The following is an 18019-nucleotide window of genomic DNA, read 5'->3' as shown; positions in this document are numbered from 1 at the left end:
AGACGGGCCGCGGCCTTGCGCCGCCGGCCTGTTGCCAACCACCCAATTTACTTAGAATTCCGTAGCCGTCATCGGTATTAGGGAGATTTATCTTGCGTATTCAGGATGTGAAACTCGCCGTCGTGGGCCTGGGTTATGTGGGGCTGCCGCTGGCCGTCGAATTCGGCAAGAAGCGCCCCGTCATCGGCTTCGACATCAACACCCGTCGTATCGACGCCCTCAAGGCCGGCCATGACCACACGCTCGAAGTCGACGACGCCGAGCTGGCGTCGGCCAAGGCGCTGAGCTACACGGCCGACCGCGCCGAGCTGGGCCGCGCCAACGTCTACATCGTGACGGTGCCGACCCCGATCGACGAATACAAGCAGCCCGACCTGACCCCGCTGGTCAAGGCGAGCGAGACCATCGGCGCGGTGCTCAAGCGCGGCGACATCGTGATCTACGAATCGACCGTGTACCCGGGCGCCACCGAGGAAGACTGCGTGCCGGTGCTCGAGCGCGTGTCGGGCCTGAAGTTCAACGTGGACTTCTACGCCGGCTACAGCCCGGAGCGCATCAACCCGGGCGACAAGGCGCACCGCGTCAGCACCATCAAGAAGGTGACCTCGGGCTCGACGCCGGAAGTGGCCGAGCTGGTCGACCAGCTCTACAAAGAGATCATCGTGGCCGGCACCCACAAGGCGCCGAGCATCCGCGTGGCCGAGGCCGCCAAGGTGATCGAGAACACCCAGCGCGACGTCAACATCGCGCTCATCAACGAGCTCGCGCTCATCTTCAACAAGATGGGCATCGACACCGAGGCCGTGCTGCAGGCCGCCGGCACCAAGTGGAACTTCCTGCCGTTCCGTCCGGGCCTGGTGGGCGGCCACTGCATCGGCGTGGACCCGTACTACCTGACGCACAAGGCGCAGGCCATCGGCTACCACCCCGAGATCATCCTGGCCGGGCGCCGCCTGAACGACTCGATGGGCGGCTACGTGGTGTCGCAGCTGGTCAAGGCGATGACCAAGAAGCGCATCTACGTGGAAGGCGCGCGCGTGCTGGTGATGGGCCTGACCTTCAAGGAAAACTGCCCCGACCTGCGCAACACCCGCGTGGTCGACATCGTCAAGGAACTCGGCGAATACAACGTCGCCGTGGACGTCTACGATCCGTGGGTCGAGAAGGAAGAGGCCGAGCACGAGTACGGCATCACGCCGGTCGAGACCCCGCAGGCCGGCAAGTACGACGCCGTGATCCTGGCCGTGTCGCACGAGCAGTTCGTGAAGATGGGCGCCGACGAGATCCGCAAGCTGGGCAAGCCCGCCCACATCCTCTATGACCTGAAGTACGTGCTGCCGGCCGACGCGTCGGATCTGCGTCTTTGATCCGGGAGTTGTCGATGAGTACGCAATTCGAATCCGTCTGCGCCGACCTGCGCGCCAAGCCGCGCAAGTGGCTGGTGACCGGCTGCGCCGGCTTCATCGGCTCGAACCTGGTCGAAACCCTGCTCAAGCTCGACCAGACCGTGGTCGGCCTGGACAACTTCGCCACCGGCCACCAGCGCAACCTCGACGAGGTGCAGGGCCTGGTGTCCGCCGAGCAATGGGCGCGCTTCTCGTTCATCGAGGGCGACATCCGCGACCTGGACACCTGCAAGCGCGCCACCGAAGGCGTGGAGCGCGTGCTGCACCAGGCCGCGCTCGGCTCGGTGCCGCGCTCGCTGGCCGACCCGATCACCACGAACGCCGTGAACATCAGCGGCTTCCTCAACATGCTGGTCGCCGCGCGTGACGCCAAGGTCTCGGCCTTCGTCTACGCCGCCTCCAGCTCGACCTACGGCGACCATCCGGCGCTGCCCAAGGTCGAGGAAAACATCGGCAACCCGCTGTCGCCCTACGCCGTCACCAAGTACGTCAACGAGCTCTACGCCGACGTGTTCGCCCGTTCGTATGGCTTCAAGACCGTGGGACTGCGCTACTTCAACGTGTTCGGCCGCCGCCAGGATCCGAACGGCGCCTACGCCGCCGTGATCCCCAAGTGGACCGCCGCGATGATCCAGGGCCAGACCGTCACCATCAACGGCGACGGCGAGACCAGCCGCGACTTCTGCTACGTGGACAACGCGGTGCAGGCCAACATCCTCGGCGCGATGGCCTCGGATGAGGCGCGCAACCAGGTCTACAACGTCGCCTTCAGCGGCCGCACCACGCTCAACCAGCTGTTCGGCTTCCTCAAGGAAAGCCTGGGCCGCCAGGGCGTGCGCTACGACAAGGACGTGGTCCACGCGGATTTCCGCGCGGGCGACGTGCGCCACTCGCAGGCCGACATCGGCAAGGCCGGCCGCCTGCTGGGCTACGCGCCGCAGTTCGACATCCTGCGTGGCCTGGATGCGGCGATGCCCTGGTACGTGCGATTCCTGGGTTGATTTGAAAGCGCTGATACGCAAGCTCGGCAACATCCACCCGGACCACCAGCGGATCTTCAAAGGTGCGTTCCGGGTAGCCGTTTTCCTCATCCTCGGCAAGGCGGCCGGCGCCATCAAAGAGATGGCGGTGGCCTACCGCTACGGCGTCAGCGATGCGGTCGACGCCTACCAGTTCACCATGACCATGGCGAACTGGCTGCCCGTCACCATCGTCGGCGTGCTGTCGGTGGTGCTGATCCCGGTGCTGGTGAAGCTGCGCCGCGAGGGGGGCGCCGAGCGTGACCGCTTCGTGTCCGAGCTGCAGGGCTGGACGCTGGCCGGCGGCCTGTTGCTGGGCCTGCTGACCTGGTTCGCCTGGCCGTTCGTGCTGCGCACGCTGGGACAGGGGCTGTCGCCCGAGGTCGCGGCCATGACGGGCGACCTGTTGTGGGCCTTCGCACCGGTGTCGGCGATCCTGCTGGTGGCGGGCATCAGCGCGGCGCGACTGCGTTCGCACGAGCGCCACGTCAACACGCTGCTCGACAGCGTGCCGGCGATCACGACGCTGGGCTGGGTCATGCTGGCCACGTTCACGCCGGACCAGGTGGGGCCGCTGCTGTGGGGCACGCTGGTCGGCTATGTGATCCAGATGGTGTGGCTGGCCTGGCTGGCCGCGCGCGCCGACCAGGGCTTCTGGGGCGCGCCGCTGCTGACGCTGCGTTCGCCGCACTGGCCGGAGCTGATGAGCGCCGCCGGCGTGATGCTGATCGGGCAGGTGGCGATGAGTTTCGTCAATCCGCTCGACCAGTACGCCGCGGCCAACCTCGGCGCCAACGCCAACGCCACGCTGGGTTATGCGAGCCGGCTGCTGTCGCTGGTGCTGGGCATCGGCGCGGTGTCGGTGGGCCGCGCGGCGCTGCCGGTGCTGGCCGACGTGCAGCATCGCGGCGACGCCGTGCGGGCGCGCGCCATGGCCCTGAAGTGGTCGTTCGTGATGGTGGGAGCGGGCGCCGCCGCGGTGGTGGTGGGCTGGTTCCTCGCGCCGTGGGGCGTGAAGCTGCTGTTCGAACGCGGCGCCTTCACGGCCGACAATACCCAGGCCGTGGCCGACGTGCTGCGCTGGGGGCTGTTGCAGCTGCCGTTCTATTTCGGCGTGCTGATCCTGGTGCAGTTGCTGGCGAGCCAGAACCGCTATCGCATCATGGCCGCGATCGCGGTGGCCAACTTCCTGCTCAAGGCGGGCATGAATCTTGTTCTTGCACCGCGCATGGGCACGCAGGGCATCATGCTGGCCACCAGCCTGATGTACCTGTTGTCGTATGTTTGCTATGTCGCCGTCGCGCTGCGGCGCGTCGAGGCGCCCGCGCCCCAACCCGACAAGGAGCAGAGCTGAATGTCCGAGCAGGTCCCCGGTCCGCGTGTGCTGATCTTCATCCACTCGCTGCATGGCGGCGGCGCCGAGCGCGTGGCCGCCGACCTGAGCGCGCACTGGGTGGCGCAGGGCCGCGAGGTCATGCTGGTGACGCAGGCCTCGGCCGAAGGCGACGTCTACGCGCTCGATCCGCGCGTGCAGCGCCGGGTGCTGCACACGGCGGGCGAGGGCGGCGGGCTGCGCGGCGTGCTGGCCAATCTGAAGCGGGTGCGCGCGCTGCGCGCCCTGATCAAGTCGTTCCGGCCCGACATCGTGCTGGGCATGATGACCACGGCGTCCGTGCTGGCCGTGCTGGCCGCGCGGGGCCTGGGCTGCCGCGTCATCGCCACCGAACACACCCATCCGCCGTCGCAGACGCTCTCGGGCATGTGGCAGCGCCTGCGCCGCCTCACCTATCCGCGCGCCGCGCGCGTGGTGGCGCTCACGCAGGGCACGGCCGACTGGCTCGCGCGCCACGTGCCGGGCAGCCGCCTCGCGGTGATCCCGAATCCGGTGCACTGGCCGCTGCCGCGCAATGCGCCGGTGGGCGCGCCGCCCGCGGTGCCCGGGCGCCATTACGTGCTGGGCGTGGGCCGGCTGCACACCGACAAGGGTTTCGACATCCTGATCGAGGCGTTCGCCCGCATCGCGGCCAAGCGCGCCGACTGGGACCTGATCCTGCTGGGCGAGGGCGGCGAGCGCGCCGATCTGCAGGGCCGCATCGACGCGGCCGGCCTTACCGAGCGCATCCACATGCCGGGCCGCATGGGCAACGTGGGCGACTGGTATGACGCAGCCGACCTCTATGCGCTGTCGTCGCACTTCGAGGGGCTGTCCAATACCCTGCTCGAATCGATGGCGAGCGGCCTGGCGGCGGTAAGCTTCGACTGCGACACCGGCCCGCGCGAGATCATCCGCGACGGCGTCGACGGCGTGCTGGTGCGGCCCACGGGCGACGCGCTGGCCCTGTCCAAGGCGCTCGACCAGATGATGGGCGACGCCGACGCCCGCGCCCGCATGGGCGAGCGCGCGATCGACGTGCGCACCCGGTTTTCGGCCGAGCACGTGCTCGGCCTGTGGCAAAAATTGTTCGACGAGGCATTGGGTGTCGGCCGCCGCGGCTGACGCGATGCCCGTGCGATGAAGGTGAGATCCTCTACATCATGTGTGGAATAGTCGGTATCTGGGGGCCCCTGGAGGGCAAGGAAGCCATCCTGGCGCAGAGCTGCCAGCGCATCCGCCATCGCGGCCCCGACAGCAACGGCTTCTGGGAAGACCGCGAGACCGGTGTCGCGCTCGCGCACGTGCGCCTGGCGATTCTCGACCTGACCGAGGCCGGCCACCAGCCCATGGTGTCGCCCTGCGGCCGCTACGTGCTGATCCTCAACGGCGAGATCTACAACCACCTCGAGCTGCGCGCCGAGCTGGAGCAGGCCGGCCAGGCGCCGGCCTGGCGCGGCCATTCCGACACCGAGACCGTGCTGGCCTATCTGGCCGCGCGCGGGGTCGAGGCCACGATGAAGGCCGCGGTCGGCATGTATGCCAACGCGCTCTGGGACCGCGAGCGCCGCAGCCTCACGCTGATGCGCGACCGCATGGGCGAGAAGCCGCTCTATTACGGCTATTCGGGCGCCAACCTGCTGTTCGGCTCCGAGCTCAAGGCCTTCACGCCGGTGCCGGGCTTCGGCCGCGACATCGATCGCAACGCGCTGGCCTCGTTCATGCGCCACAACTACATTCCGGCGCCGCAATCGATCTACGCCGGCATCCGCAAGCTGCCCCCGGGCAGCTGGCTCGAGATCTCGACCGAGCAGATGCACCGGCGCGAGATGCCGGCGCCGCAGGTCTACTGGTCGGCACTCGAGGCCGCCGAGGCCGGCCGCCGCAATCCGCTGTCGTTCGGCCAGGATGGCGACGCGGTCGATGCGCTGCAGGCCGTGCTGGGCCGGGCCGTGGGCGGCCAGATGCTGTCGGATGTGAGCCTGGGCGCGTTCCTGTCGGGCGGCATCGATTCCTCCACCATCGTGGCGCTGATGCAGGCGCAGAGCAGCAAGCCGGTGCGCACCTTCGCCATCGGCTTCCACGAGAAAGACTACAACGAGGCCGAACACGCCAAGGCCGTCGCGGCCCATCTGGGCACCGACCACACCGAGCTGTATGTCACGCCCGAGGATGCGCTGGCCGTGGTGCCGCACCTGGCCGACATGTACGACGAGCCCTTCGCCGATTCGTCGCAGATTCCCACCTCGCTGGTGACGCGCATGGCGCGCCAGCACGTCACGGTGGCGCTCTCGGGTGACGGCGGCGACGAGCTGTTCGGCGGCTATTCGCGCTACTTCCGCGTCAACAGCTGGTGGCACAAGTTCGGCCGCGTCCCCGGCCCGTTGCGCCACCTGACCGGCGCGGTGATGCGCGGCTCGGCCGCGCTGCCGGGCTCGGGCGCCTGGCGCGGCAAGGTCGGCAAGCTCGGCGAGCTGCTCAGCGCCAACAACGAAGGCGAGTTCTATCGCCAGTTCGTGTCGTACTGGGCCGATCCGGCGCGCGTGGTGAAGGGCGGCGTGGAGCCGCGTTCGCCGTTCGAGGAGCCGCTCGACGGCCGCCTGTTCGAGGCGATGATGAAGCTCGACGCCGTCACCTACCTGCCCGACGACATCCTGGTGAAGGTCGATCGCGCGGCGATGGCGGTGAGTCTCGAGACCCGCGTGCCGCTGATCGATCACCGGGTCTACGAGTTCGCCTGGCAATTGCCCTTCAACTACAAAGTGCGCGGCAACACCGGCAAGTGGTTGCTGCGCCAACTGCTGTACCGGCACGTGCCGCAAGCGCTGGTCGACCGGCCCAAGCGCGGCTTCGCGGTACCGTTGTCCACCTGGTTGCGCGGTCCGCTGCGCGACTGGGCCGAAGCCCTGCTCGATCCCGTGCGGCTGCGCCAGGAAGGCTGGTTCGAACCCGAGCCCATCCTGCGCAAGTGGCGCGAGCATGCGAGCGGCCACCGCAACTGGAGCAGTCACCTCTGGGGAGTACTCATGATGCAGGCATGGTTGGATCAATACCGTCGCGGCGACGCCGTGGAACCCCCCGCCCCGCGCATAGGCGAGGGCGCGGGCCGATGAAAATACTGATGCTGGTGAGTTCCATGCATGCCGGCGGCGCCGAGCGCGTCGCCGCCACCCTGGTCAGCGCCTGGGCCGAACGCGGCGACACCGTGACGCTCATGCCGACCTTCTCGGAAAAGGGCTCCTGCTTCTACCCGCTGTCCGACAAGGTGGAGCTGCTGTGGCTTGCCGACGTCGTCGGCGAGCGTTCCGCCGGCCCGATCACGGCGATCAAGCGCCTGTGGGCCATGCGGCGCGTGATCCGCGAGCGCCGCCCCGACGTGGTGGTGTCCTTTCTCACCAACGTGAACGTGGCCGCCATCATCGCCACCTTCGGGCTGAACGTGCCGGTCATCGCGTGCGAACGCACCAACCCCGTGGCCGACAAGACCGTGGGATCGCGCTGGCGCAAGCTGCGCCGCTTCTTCTACCCGCGCGCGGCCATGGTGACCGTGCAGGCCCATGCCACCGCCAAGCCCTTTGCCCAGGACGTGCCGGGCATCGAGCGCCTGGAAGTGATCCCGAATCCGCTGCCGCCCGAGTTGCTCGACGCGCCGCTCACCACCGTGGGCCAGGCCGAGCCCGGCCGCAAGCGTTTGATCGCGATGGGCCGCATGGTGCCCGACAAGCAATTCGACCTGCTGATCGACGTGTTCGCCTCGCTGGCCCCCGAGCACCCCGACTGGGATCTCTGGATCTGGGGCGAAGGCCCGCTGCGCGAGCAGCTCGAGACGCAGGTGCGCACGCTGGGCCTGGAGGGCCGCGTGCAGATGCCCGGCCGCACCGCCGAGCCCTGGGTCGAGCAGGCGCGCGGCGAGGCCTTCGTGCTGAGTTCGGCCGTCGAAGGGTTTCCCAACGTGCTGCTGGAGGCGATGGCCGTGGGCCTGCCCGCCGTCTCGTTCGACTGCACCAGCGGCCCCGAGGAAATCACGCGGCAGGGCCAGGACGCCCTGCTGGTGCCGCCCGGCGACCGCGATCAGTTGCGCGCCGCGCTGGCCTCCCTGATGCAGGACGCGGCGCTGCGTGCGCGGCTCGGCGAACAGGGCGCGCGCTCGGTGCGCCGGCGTTACTCGCTGCAGGCCGTGCTCGACGAATGGGATGACCTGTTCGCCAAGGTGCGGCGCACCGCATAACGCGGAGACGACCCCATGCGTATCGCTCACATCATCACGGGCCTGGGGCAGGGCGGCGCCGAATCGGTGCTGTTCCGCCTCGCCACCTATCCGGAGCAGTCGGATCGCCACTTCGTGATCTCGCTCACCGACGAGGGCGTCTACGGTCCGCGCCTGCGCGCCGCCGGCATCGCCGTGCACACGCTCGACATGCCGCGCGGCCGCGTCACGCTGGCCGGCCTGCTGGCGCTGCGGCGCCTGCTGATCGACGAGGCGCCCGACGCGGTGCAGACCTGGATGTACCACGCCGACCTGATCGGCGGCGTGGCCGCGCGCCTGGCCGGCATTCATGCCGTGGCCTGGGGCATCCGCAACTCCGGCGAACATCTGTCGCGCAGCAGCCGCTCGGCGCGGCTGGTGCTGCGCCTGTGCGCCAGCCTGTCGGGCCGCTTGCCGGCCGCGATCGTGTGCGCCGCGCGCGACGCGGCGCAGCGCCACCAGCAGCTCGGCTATCGCGGCGAGCGCATGGTGGTGATCCCGAATGGCTATGACCTCTCCCGCTACGCGCCCGATGCCGGCGCGGGGGCACGGATGCGCGAGGTGTGGGGCGTGGCGCCCGACGCGCCGCTGATCGGCTGCGTGGCCCGCTGGGACCCGCTCAAGGATCACGCCAATCTGCTCGGCGCGCTCGGCCATCTGGTGCGCGAGCATCGCGACGCGGGCCTGCGCTGCGTGCTGGTCGGGCGCGGCATGTCGGCCGCCAACGCCGAGCTCGGCGCGCTGATCGATCGCGAGGGCCTGCGCGGCCGCGTGCTGCTGGCCGGTCCGAGCGACGACGTGCCGGCCGTGATGAACAGCCTCGACGTGCACGTGCTGTCGAGCTGCGCGGAAGGCTTTCCCAACGTGGTGGCCGAGGCCATGGCCTGCGGCACGCCCTGCGTCGTCACCGACGTGGGCGACGCCGCGCATATCGTGGGCGACACCGGCGTGGTCGTGCCGGCGCAGGATCCGCGCGCGCTGGCCGAAGGCATCGAGGCCATGATGCTGCGCATCTCCGAGCGGGGCCGCACCGCGGCCGGCGCGGCGGGCCGCGCGCGCGTGCTCGAGAATTTCGACCTGGCCCGGATGGTGCAGGCCTACGGCGAGACCTGGCGCCGCATCGCAAAAAAGGAGCGCCGCGCCTCATGAGCAAGATCGTGCTGTTCGTCGTCAACAACCCCGCCTTCTTCATGTCGCACCGGGTGCCGCTCGCGCTGGCCGCGCGCGACGCCGGCTACGACGTGCACGTGGCGACGATGGCCGGCCCGGCCGTGGCCGACATCGAAGCGCTCGGCCTGACGCATCACGCGGTGCCCATGACGCGCAGCGGCAAGAACCCGCTGCAGGAGCTGGGCACGATCCGCGCGCTCACGCGCCTGTTCCGCACGCTGCGCCCCGACCTCGTGCACCTGGTCACGATCAAGCCGGTGTTGTACGGCGGGCTGGCCGCCAGGCTGGCGCGCGTGCCCGCGGTGGTGGCGGCGATCTCGGGGCTGGGCTTCGTGTTCGTCGCGAAGGGCGCCAAGGCGGCGCTGGTGCGCTCGGTCGTGGGACTGCTGTATCGCCTGGCGCTGGGCCATCGCAACAGCGCGGTGGTGTTCCAGAACACCGACGATCGCGACAAGCTGCGCAACATCGGCGCGGTGCGCGACGGGCAGGTCGAGATGATCCGTGGCTCGGGCGTGAACCTGGCCGAGTACCAGGCCGTGCCCGAGCCGCAGGAGCCGGTGGTGGCCCTGATGGCGGCGCGGCTGCTGCGCGACAAGGGCGTGCGCGAGTTCGTGCAGGCCGCGAGCCTGCTGCGCGCGCAGGGCCTGCCGGTGCGCATGCGGCTGGCGGGCAGCATCGACCCGGGCAATCCCGCGTCGATCACCGCCGACGAACTGCGCGGCTGGCAGGACGAGGGCGTGGTGGAGCTGCTGGGCGAGCGCCGTGACGTGGCGGCGCTGTACGCGGCGAGCCACATCGCCGTGCTGCCCTCGTATCGCGAGGGGCTGCCCAAGTCATTGATCGAGGCGGCCGCCTGCGGCCGGGCGGTGGTGACCACCGACGTGCCGGGCTGCCGCGACGCCATCGAACCCGGCGAGACCGGGGTGCTGGTGCCGCCCCACGACGCGACCGCGCTGGCCGCCGCGATTGCGGCGCTGGCGCTGGATCCGCAGCGCCGCCGCGCCATGGGCGAGGCCGGGCGCCGGCTGGCCGAACGGGAATTCTCGATTGCCGACGTGTGCGGTCGGCACCTGGACATCTACGCGCGCCTGCTGGCGCGCTAGCAGCTCGGCCTGCCGCCCGCGAGCCGGGCGATCCAGTGCTGGGTCGACGGATCCTGGTCGGACGCGTCGCGCTGCGGGCTGTTGAGCTCGCCCAGGATGTTGCGCGCCAGCGATTTGCCGAACTCCACGCCCCATTGATCGAACGGGTTGATGCCCCACAGCACGCCCTGCGTGAACACCTTGTGTTCGTAGAGCGCCAGCAGCGCGCCCAGCGATTGCGGGTCGAGACAGGGCAGCACGATCAGCGTCGAGGGGCGCCCGCCGGGGTGCACCTTGTGGCGTCCCAGCAGCTCGGCGCGCTGCGGATCGGATTCGGTCGCCAGCGTTTCGCGCAGCGCTTCGTCGTATGACTTGCCGCGCAGCAGCGCGGCGCGTTGCGCCAGGCAGTTGGCGATCAGCAGCTGATGGTGCTGGGCGTAATCGTGGTCGGGGCGCGCGCTCAGGATGAAATCCACCGGCGCGCCCAGGCTGTCCTGGTGCAGCCACTGGAAGAACGTGTGCTGGCAATCGGTGCCCGGCATGCCCCACACGGCGGGGCCCGTGGGCACGCCGACGGGGGTGCCGTCGGCCGTTGCGACCTTGCCCAGCGACTCCATCTCGAGCTGCTGCGCCCACGGCACCAGATGCTCGAGGCGCGAATCGTAGGGGGCGATGGCGAGCGAATCGAAGCCGCGCACGCTGCGGTTGGCCAGGCCGGTGAGGGCCATCTGCACGGGCGCGTTGTGCTCGGGCGCGGCCTGGGCGAAGTGCTGGTCCATCGCCGCGGCGCCGGCCAGCAGCGCGTCGAACGCCTCGCAGCCCAGGGTGAGGGCGATCGGCAGGCCGATGGCGGACCACAGCGAATAGCGTCCACCCACCCAGTCCCAGAAGCGGAACACATGCTGCGGCGAGATGCCGAAATCGAGCGCGGCGTCGGTGTTGGCGGTGATCGCCACGACCTGACGCACGGGGTCGGCCACGCCGGCCGCGCGCAGCCAGTTCATGGCGACCTCGGCGTTGGCCAGCGGCTCGGTGGTGGTGAACGACTTGGAGGCGATGATCACCAGGGTCTGGTGCGGATCCAGGTGGGTCAGGGCGTCGGCCACCGAATGCGAGTCGACATTGGAGGCGAAATGGATCTCGCGCTTGAGGCCGCGATGGCGCAGCGCGCGGATGACCATGCGCGGGCCCCAGTCGCTGCCGCCGATGCCCAGGTGCAGCACGTAACGGTACGACTGCGCCGCGTCGGCCTGGGCCACGAAGGCACGCAGGCGCTCGCGTTCGCCCAGGATGGCGCGTGCCACCGCGGGCGGCGGCTCGGCCGCGCGCAGGGCGGTGTGCAGGGCAGCGCGCCGCTCGGTCCAGTTGGCCAGGCCGCCATCGAACAGGGCGCTGCGCGCCTGCGCGAAGCCCTGCTGTTCGAGCAGGGCCAGGCCGCTGCGGTCCAGGGTTTCCGATTGCGGCTGGGCGCTGAGGTCGACCTGCAGGCCGGCGGCCTCGATTACACGCAACGATTCGCCATGGACCTGGGCGGTCTCGACAGCGTTCTTGAAGTCGGCCCAGGCGGGTCCCATGGTGAGCGGTGCGTTCATCGTGCTGCGATCGGATCAGTAGGGCAGGCGGGCGTGCGGCGCGAGCGTGAGCAGTTGCTGGCGGAAGTCGGCCTGGATGCGGGCCAGCGCCTCGGCGTTCTCGGCCTCGAAACGCAGCACGATCACGGGCGTGGTGTTGGAGGCGCGCGCCAGGCCGAAGCCATCCGGGTATTCGGCGCGCACGCCGTCGATGGTGACGAGGTTGGTCGCGCCATCGAAACGGCCTTCGCGCTGCAGGCGCGCGATCAGCGCGTGCGGTTCGCCTTCTTCCATTTCGAGCTTCAGTTCGGGCGTGCTGACGGCCTGCGGCAGCGCCTCCAGCGGGGCCGACGGATCGGCGTGACGCGACACGATCTCGAGCAGGCGCGCGCCGGTGTAGAGGCCGTCGTCGAAGCCGAACCAGCGCTCCTTGAAGAAGATGTGGCCGCTCATCTCGCCGGCCAGCGGGGCACCCGTCTCGGCCAGCTTGGCCTTGACCAGCGAATGGCCGGTCTGCCACATCAGCGGCTTGCCGCCGGCGGCTTCGATCGCCAGGCCCACGTGGCGGCTGCACTTGACGTCATAGATGATGGTCTCGCCCGGGCAGCGCGTGAGCACGTCGCGCGCGAACAGGATCAGCTGGCGGTCGGGCCAGATGATCTCGCCCGACTTGGTGACCACGCCGAGGCGGTCGCCGTCGCCGTCGAAGGCCAGGCCCAGCTCGCAATCGGTCTCGCGCAGGCAGCGGATCAGGTCTTCGAGGTTGTGCGGATCGGCCGGGTCCGGGTGATGATTGGGGAAGGTGCCGTCGACCTCGCAGAACAGCTCGGTGACCTCGCAGCCGAGCGCGCGGAACAGCTGCGGGGCGATCGCGCCGGCGACGCCGTTGCCGCAGTCGATCGCGATCTTCATCGGGCGCGCCAGCTTGACGTCGGACACGATGCGTTCGAGATAGGCCGGCACCACGTCGAGCGTGCGGCGCGTGCCCGGCCTGGCGGCGGCGGGCGCCGGTGCCTGCATGGCATCGCGCAGCGCCAGCACGTCCTGGCCGTAGAGGGCGCGGCCGCCCATCATCATCTTGAAGCCGTTGTACTTGGGCGGATTGTGGCTGCCGGTGATCGCCACGCCGGAGCCGGTCTGCTCGGTGTAGGCCGTGTAGTAGACCAGCGGGGTGGGCACCTGGCCGATGTCCAGCGTGTCGACCCCGCCTTCCAGGATGCCTTCCTGGAGCGCGGTCGAGAGCGATTCGCTGCTCAGGCGTCCGTCGCGGCCGACCACCAGCGTGCCGATGCCGGCGGCGCGGGCGCGGGCGGCCAGCGCCCCGCCGAGCGCACGCGCGAACGTCGCGTCGATCAGGTCGGGCACGGTGCCGCGGATGTCGTAGGCCTTGAAGACCGAGGCCGGGAAGGAGGGTGAGGTGGACACGAGGGATTCCTTTTCATGAGTCTGGCGAGCGGCGCCAGCGCCGGCACAAAAAAAGCGCGGCGGGCGCTGCCCGGGCAGCACATCGCCGAGATTATCCCCGATTCGCAAGTCTCGCGCCCGGAAAATACGGCGACGCACCGTCCGGGGCCAGGGCGGCGGCAACCCGGTTCAACTTGGTGCGCCGTGCCCCGCCGTGTGCCGCAATCCGGTGCAGGCGCGGCTGCTGCCGGGGCTGCGGCCGCAGCTGAGGGGGCGCCTTCTGCCGCACCTGCGCGCGTACCTGCGGCCGCTCCGATCCGGGACGGTTGCGCACGCAGCTTTGTCCGGCACGCTTTTTGCATGGAAAAAGGGTGTCACGCCGAAAGTGCTACGCTTGAGGTGAATTTGAATGGAGGTGGCCCATGGGAGCCAACGTGTCCTTTGTCGGAAGCGGGCGCGGCGCGAATCGCCGCCGCTTGCCGCCGGGCGGCTCCAGCGGCCACTCCGGCCCGGCCGCCGGACTCGAACGCCGGCTCGATCTCCATGTGCACGCCGGCGAGCAAGAGGTGCTGGCCGGCCGTCCCTGGGAGCGCAGCGTCTGGCGCGAAGCCCGCGTCCTGATCGCCGAATGTCCCGCGCCGCGGCTCGCGCAAGGCATCGAGCAGGCCCTGCGCGCCGTCGCCCGCCAGATCGCCATCGATCGCCGATGGCGCGGCATGGGCACCGTCTCGTTTTCGCTCGACGACGCCACCGGCATGTTCCGGCTGCTCGATGCCTGCGTCGAGCAGCACACCGACGCGCCGGCCTGCATGCTGGAGCCGTTGGCCCCGCACACGCTCGACGTGCGCATCGGCGCCTGCGTCGCGTCCGGCCGCTCCGGCGCGCATCTGGTGGTCTATGGCGTGACCCGGGGCGATGCGCTGCGGCGCGCCTATCAGGCCATCGGCGACATGCCCGGCCTCGCCATGCCCGACCGCGCCTTCCTGCTCAACCGCATCGCGTCGCCGGCCTTCTGCTCGGGCCTCACTGGCTCGCGCCTCGACCGCATCACCGACTGGAGCGATCACCGCGCCGCCAGCTAGGGCGCGCAGGTCCGATTCGCGTTGGGTCCCGCGCCCGCCGCGGGGCGGCATTTCCCGCCAGCGCCGGGCGGCCGCACACTACAATAGGCCGCATTCCTGGACCTGCGCCGTCCGGCTCGCGCCGGCGGCCCCGTGCGAGCTGATCACGATGTCGTTGCTTACCGATCTGCAGTCCCTGCTGGGCCCCGCCCATGTACTGACCGGCGCCGATGCCGAGCCCTATCTCGAAGACTGGCGCCGCCGCTATCGCGGCCGCGCGCAGGCAGTGGTGCGGCCGGGTTCCCCCGAAGAGGTCGCGGCCGTGGTGCGCGCCTGCCTCGCGCATGGCGCGCCCATCGTGCCGCAGGGCGGCAATACCGGCCTGTGCGGCGGCGCGACGCCCGACGACAGCGGCGCCGCCGTGGTCATCAGCACCGCGCGCCTGAACCGCGTGCGCGCCATCGACACCGACAACGACACCATGACCGTGGAAGCGGGCTGCGTGCTGCAGGCCGTGCAGGACGCGGCCGAGCAGGCCGGCCGCCTGTTCCCGCTCAGCCTGGCGGCCGAGGGCAGCTGCACCATCGGCGGCAACCTCGCCACCAACGCGGGCGGCACCCAGGTGCTGCGCTACGGCAACGCGCGCGAACTCGTGCTCGGCCTCGAAGTGGTGACGGCCGACGGCGAGATCTGGCATGGCCTGCGCGGGCTGCGCAAGGACAACACCGGCTACGACCTGCGCGATCTGTACGTCGGCAGCGAAGGCACGCTGGGCATCATCACGGCCGCCACGCTCAAGCTGTACCCGCTGCCGGTCGCGTCGTGCACGGCGCTGCTCACGCTCGACTCGATCGATGCCGCCGTCGAGGTGCTGTCGCGCGCGCGTGCCGGCTTCGGCGCTTCGCTCACCGGCTTCGAGCTGATGGCCGGCGATTGCCTGCAGGCCGTGGTGAAGCTGTTCCCGCAGCAACGGCTGCCGTTCGAGGGCGAGAGCCTGCGTTCGCCCTGGTTCGCCCTGCTCGAGCTGTCCGACAGCGAAAGCGAGGCCCATGCGCGCGAACGCTTCGAGGCGGTGCTGGGCGCCGCCATCGAGGACGGCCTCGTGACCGATGCCGCCATCGCCGCCAACCTGGCGCAGAGCCAGGCGATCTGGCATCTGCGCGAAAGCATTCCGCTGGCCGAGGCCGAGCTGGGCAAGGCGGTCAAGCACGACGTCTCGATTCCGATCTCGTCGATCGCGCAGTTCGTGCACACCACCAACGCGCTGCTGCAGGCGCGCTTCCCGGGCGTGCGAAACGTGATCTTCGGCCACCTGGGCGACGGCAACCTGCACTACAACGTGGCGCGCGCGCCCGGCCAGACCGAGGCCGACCTGCTGGCCATGCAGCCGCAGGTCTACGACGTGGTCCATCGCAGCGTGCTGGATTTCTCGGGCTCGATCAGCGCCGAGCACGGCGTGGGACAGCTCAAGCGCGACGAGCTGCCGCGCTACAAGAGCGAACTCGAACTCGGCCTCATGAAGCGGATCAAGCGCGCGCTCGATCCGCAGGGGCTGATGAACCCCGGCAAGGTGCTGCAGGCCTGAGCGCCGGCGGCCACAGCCTCTGGAGCGAGCCATGGTGGAACTGCCTGCCGGCAAGAATTACCGCGTGCTGATCGTCGAAGACGATCTCACCATCGCGGGCAATCTCTACGAATACCTGCTGGGCAAGGGCTTCGTGCCGGACGCCGCCTATGACGGCAAGTCCGCGCTCGCCCTGCTCGACGAGCATGGCTTCGACGCGGTGGTGCTCGACATCGGCCTGCCGGGCCTGGACGGCCATGCCGTGCTGCACGCCATGCGCATCGAGCGGCGCCTGCCGCTGCCGGTGCTGGTGCTGACCGCGCGCGACGGACTCGAAGACAAGCTGGCCGGTTTCGCGCACGGCGCGGACGACTACCTCACCAAGCCGTTCGCGCTGGCCGAGGTGCACGCGCGGCTGCTGGCCCTGATCCAGCGTGCGCGCGGCGCGGTCGTCGATGCGGTGCTGGGCTGCGGCGCGCTCACGCTCGACACCCGCACGCGCGAGGTGCAGGTGGCCGGCCAGGTGGTGCACCTGGCGCGCAAGTCCACCCTGATCCTCGAGACGCTGCTGCGCGACCCCGGCCGCGTGGTGCCGCGCGAGGCGCTCGAATCGGTGCTGTGGGGCGACGAGCCGCCGGCCTCCGATGCCCTGCGCAGCCAGATGCACCTGCTGCGCCGCGCGCTGTCGGATGCGGGCTTCGACGGCATCGAGACCGTGCACGGCACGGGCTGGCGCATCACGGCGCCCAAGGGCTGAGGGAGCGCCATGAGCCGACCCGGCGCATTGACGCAGCGCGTCGTCTGGGCGCTGACCGGCACGGTCACGGTGTTCGTGACGGTGCTGGCGCTGCTGTCGTACCTGACCTTCGACCAGATGGAAGACGATCTGGTCAACGACATCCTCACCACCGAAACCGAGCGCCTGATCCAGCACCTGGCCACCGGCGAGCGCTTCATGGCCGATGGCGGCCAGGGCCCGCGCGAACTGGGCGGCTCGATGCGGGCCTGGCTGATCGGCCCGGGCCAGCCCGACAACATGCTGCCGCTGCCGCTGCGCGGGCTCGACAACGGGCTCACCATGATCGAGCCCGGCGCCGAGACCTGGCACGTGATGGTGGCCGATGCCGGCCGGCATCGCGGCCGCGTCTACCTCCTCTACGACGCCACCGACAACGAGGAGCGGGTGCAGAACTTCGGCCTGTTCGTGCTCGGCATCGGCGCGATCTGCGTGGTGCTTGCCTACGGCCTGTCGCGCCGCATCGCGGCCGTCGCGGTGGGGCCGCTGGTGGACCTGACGCAGCGGCTGTCGAACTGGGCGCCCGGCGCGGCCGACCTCGCGGTGCAGCGCGACGACGAGGCCGGGCGGCTGATCGAGGCCTTCAACCGGGTCCAGAACCAGGTCGACCGCTCGATCGCGCGCGAGCGCGAGTTCGCCGCCAATCTGAGCCACGAGATCCGTACGCCGCTGGCCGGCATCCGTTCCGACAGCGAGATGATGCTGCTCGACCCGGGCCTGGCCGCGCCGGTGCGCACACGCCTGCAACGCATCGTCGACAACGTCGACAGCGTGTCCAGCTCGCTCGAGAGCGCGCGTGCGCTGGCGCGCGACCAGCCGCGCCCGCCCGAGCCGGTGGACCTGGCGCAATGCATGCGCGACGCCTGGCAGGGCTTTGCCGTCAATGCCGAGCAGGCCGGGCTGCGCTTCGTCAACGCCATTCCCGACGACATCGAACGCAATCTCGATCGCTACGCGCTGCTGACCGTGCTGCGCAACCTCGTGCGCAACGCGATCGAGCACGCGGCCCCGGCCGAGCTGGTGGCCTCGCTCGACATCGAGGGCGCGCTGGTGCTGGCCGACAACGGCCGGGGCATCGCGCCCGAAGAGTTGCCGTTCGTGTTCCAGCGCTACTACAGCGGCCGCCTGCGCGACTCCGGCGAGGCCGGTGCGGGCGAGCTGCCCGGCGGCCTGGGCCTGGCGATCGCCAAGCGCGTGTGCGACATGCAGGGCTGGACGCTGCAGGTGTTTTCGTCGCGCGAGGCCGAGGATCGCGGCACGCGCTTCGTGCTGCGCCTGGACGGCACCGACGCGCCCGCGCCGCCGCCGTCTGCCGCCTGATCCGTCAG

General features: G+C 70.2%; 14 protein-coding genes. 12 read left to right on the top strand and 2 right to left on the bottom strand.

The window, feature by feature from the left end; translation table 11 throughout:
- Window positions 1-92: 92 nt before the first annotated feature.
- Genes tviB through CEG14_RS22810 form a run of 8 tightly spaced genes read left to right on the top strand, consistent with a single transcriptional unit; the run spans window position 93 to window position 10316 of the window.
- Window positions 93-1367 carry a Vi polysaccharide biosynthesis UDP-N-acetylglucosamine C-6 dehydrogenase TviB gene (gene tviB, locus CEG14_RS22845; RefSeq protein ID WP_094828710.1) on the top strand — a complete coding sequence of 425 codons (1275 nt, stop codon included), beginning with the start codon at window positions 93-95 and terminating at the stop codon, window positions 1365-1367.
- A 14-nt stretch (window positions 1368-1381) separates the two neighbouring features.
- Complete coding sequence (locus CEG14_RS22840) at window positions 1382-2407, top strand: SDR family oxidoreductase (protein WP_094828709.1); 1026 nt, start codon at window positions 1382-1384, stop codon at window positions 2405-2407.
- A gap of 1 nt (window position 2408) precedes the next feature.
- Window positions 2409-3779, top strand: coding sequence for a murein biosynthesis integral membrane protein MurJ (gene murJ / locus CEG14_RS22835; RefSeq protein WP_094828708.1), 1371 nt, complete (start codon window positions 2409-2411; stop codon window positions 3777-3779).
- Window positions 3780-4922: a glycosyltransferase family 4 protein gene (locus tag CEG14_RS22830; RefSeq protein WP_094828707.1), complete on the top strand. Its 1143-nt coding sequence runs from the start codon at window positions 3780-3782 to the stop codon at window positions 4920-4922.
- A 38-nt stretch (window positions 4923-4960) separates the two neighbouring features.
- Complete coding sequence (gene asnB, locus CEG14_RS22825; RefSeq protein WP_094828706.1) at window positions 4961-6910, top strand: asparagine synthase (glutamine-hydrolyzing); 1950 nt, start codon at window positions 4961-4963, stop codon at window positions 6908-6910.
- On the top strand, window positions 6907-8025 hold the full coding sequence (locus CEG14_RS22820) for a glycosyltransferase family 4 protein (RefSeq protein ID WP_094828705.1): 1119 nt from the start codon (window positions 6907-6909) through the stop codon (window positions 8023-8025). Before asnB ends, CEG14_RS22820 begins: the two co-directional genes overlap by 4 nt.
- A 15-nt stretch (window positions 8026-8040) precedes the next feature.
- Window positions 8041-9192 (top strand): glycosyltransferase, encoded by a 1152-nt coding sequence (locus CEG14_RS22815; protein ID WP_094828704.1) that lies wholly within the window; start codon window positions 8041-8043, stop codon window positions 9190-9192.
- A complete protein-coding gene (locus tag CEG14_RS22810; protein ID WP_094828703.1) occupies window positions 9189-10316 on the top strand; it encodes a glycosyltransferase family 4 protein in 1128 nt (375 codons plus the stop codon). Before CEG14_RS22815 ends, CEG14_RS22810 begins: the two co-directional genes overlap by 4 nt.
- Here the strand turns inward: CEG14_RS22810 and pgi are convergent.
- A complete protein-coding gene (gene pgi, locus CEG14_RS22805; RefSeq protein ID WP_094828702.1) occupies window positions 10313-11887 on the bottom strand; it encodes a glucose-6-phosphate isomerase in 1575 nt (524 codons plus the stop codon). The genes CEG14_RS22810 and pgi overlap by 4 nt on opposite strands.
- A 15-nt stretch (window positions 11888-11902) precedes the next feature.
- Window positions 11903-13291 (bottom strand): phosphomannomutase/phosphoglucomutase, encoded by a 1389-nt coding sequence (locus CEG14_RS22800; protein ID WP_094828701.1) that lies wholly within the window; start codon window positions 13289-13291, stop codon window positions 11903-11905.
- Between the two features lie 401 nt (window positions 13292-13692).
- Between CEG14_RS22800 and CEG14_RS22795 the strand changes: the two genes are divergently transcribed.
- The 4 genes from CEG14_RS22795 to CEG14_RS22780 all read left to right on the top strand — a co-directional run bounded on the left by CEG14_RS22795 (window position 13693) and on the right by CEG14_RS22780 (window position 18011).
- Entirely contained in the window at window positions 13693-14352 is a 660-nt protein-coding gene (locus CEG14_RS22795) for a BPTD_3102 family carboxylase-like protein (protein WP_094828700.1), read from the top strand.
- Between the two features lie 148 nt (window positions 14353-14500).
- On the top strand, window positions 14501-15916 hold the full coding sequence (locus CEG14_RS22790) for an FAD-binding oxidoreductase (RefSeq protein WP_094828699.1): 1416 nt from the start codon (window positions 14501-14503) through the stop codon (window positions 15914-15916).
- 31 nt (window positions 15917-15947) lie between these two features.
- On the top strand, window positions 15948-16652 hold the full coding sequence (locus CEG14_RS22785) for a response regulator transcription factor (protein WP_094828698.1): 705 nt from the start codon (window positions 15948-15950) through the stop codon (window positions 16650-16652).
- 9 nt (window positions 16653-16661) lie between these two features.
- Window positions 16662-18011 carry a sensor histidine kinase gene (locus CEG14_RS22780; RefSeq protein WP_094828697.1) on the top strand — a complete coding sequence of 450 codons (1350 nt, stop codon included), beginning with the start codon at window positions 16662-16664 and terminating at the stop codon, window positions 18009-18011.
- The last annotated feature ends 8 nt before the right edge of the window (window positions 18012-18019 follow it).

This window comes from Bordetella genomosp. 1 (assembly GCF_002261335.1).
Taxonomy (GTDB): Bacteria; Pseudomonadota; Gammaproteobacteria; order Burkholderiales; family Burkholderiaceae_B; genus Bordetella.
The sequence above is the reverse complement of the archived record's forward strand: the minus strand, read 5'-3'. Positions and strand labels throughout refer to the sequence as shown.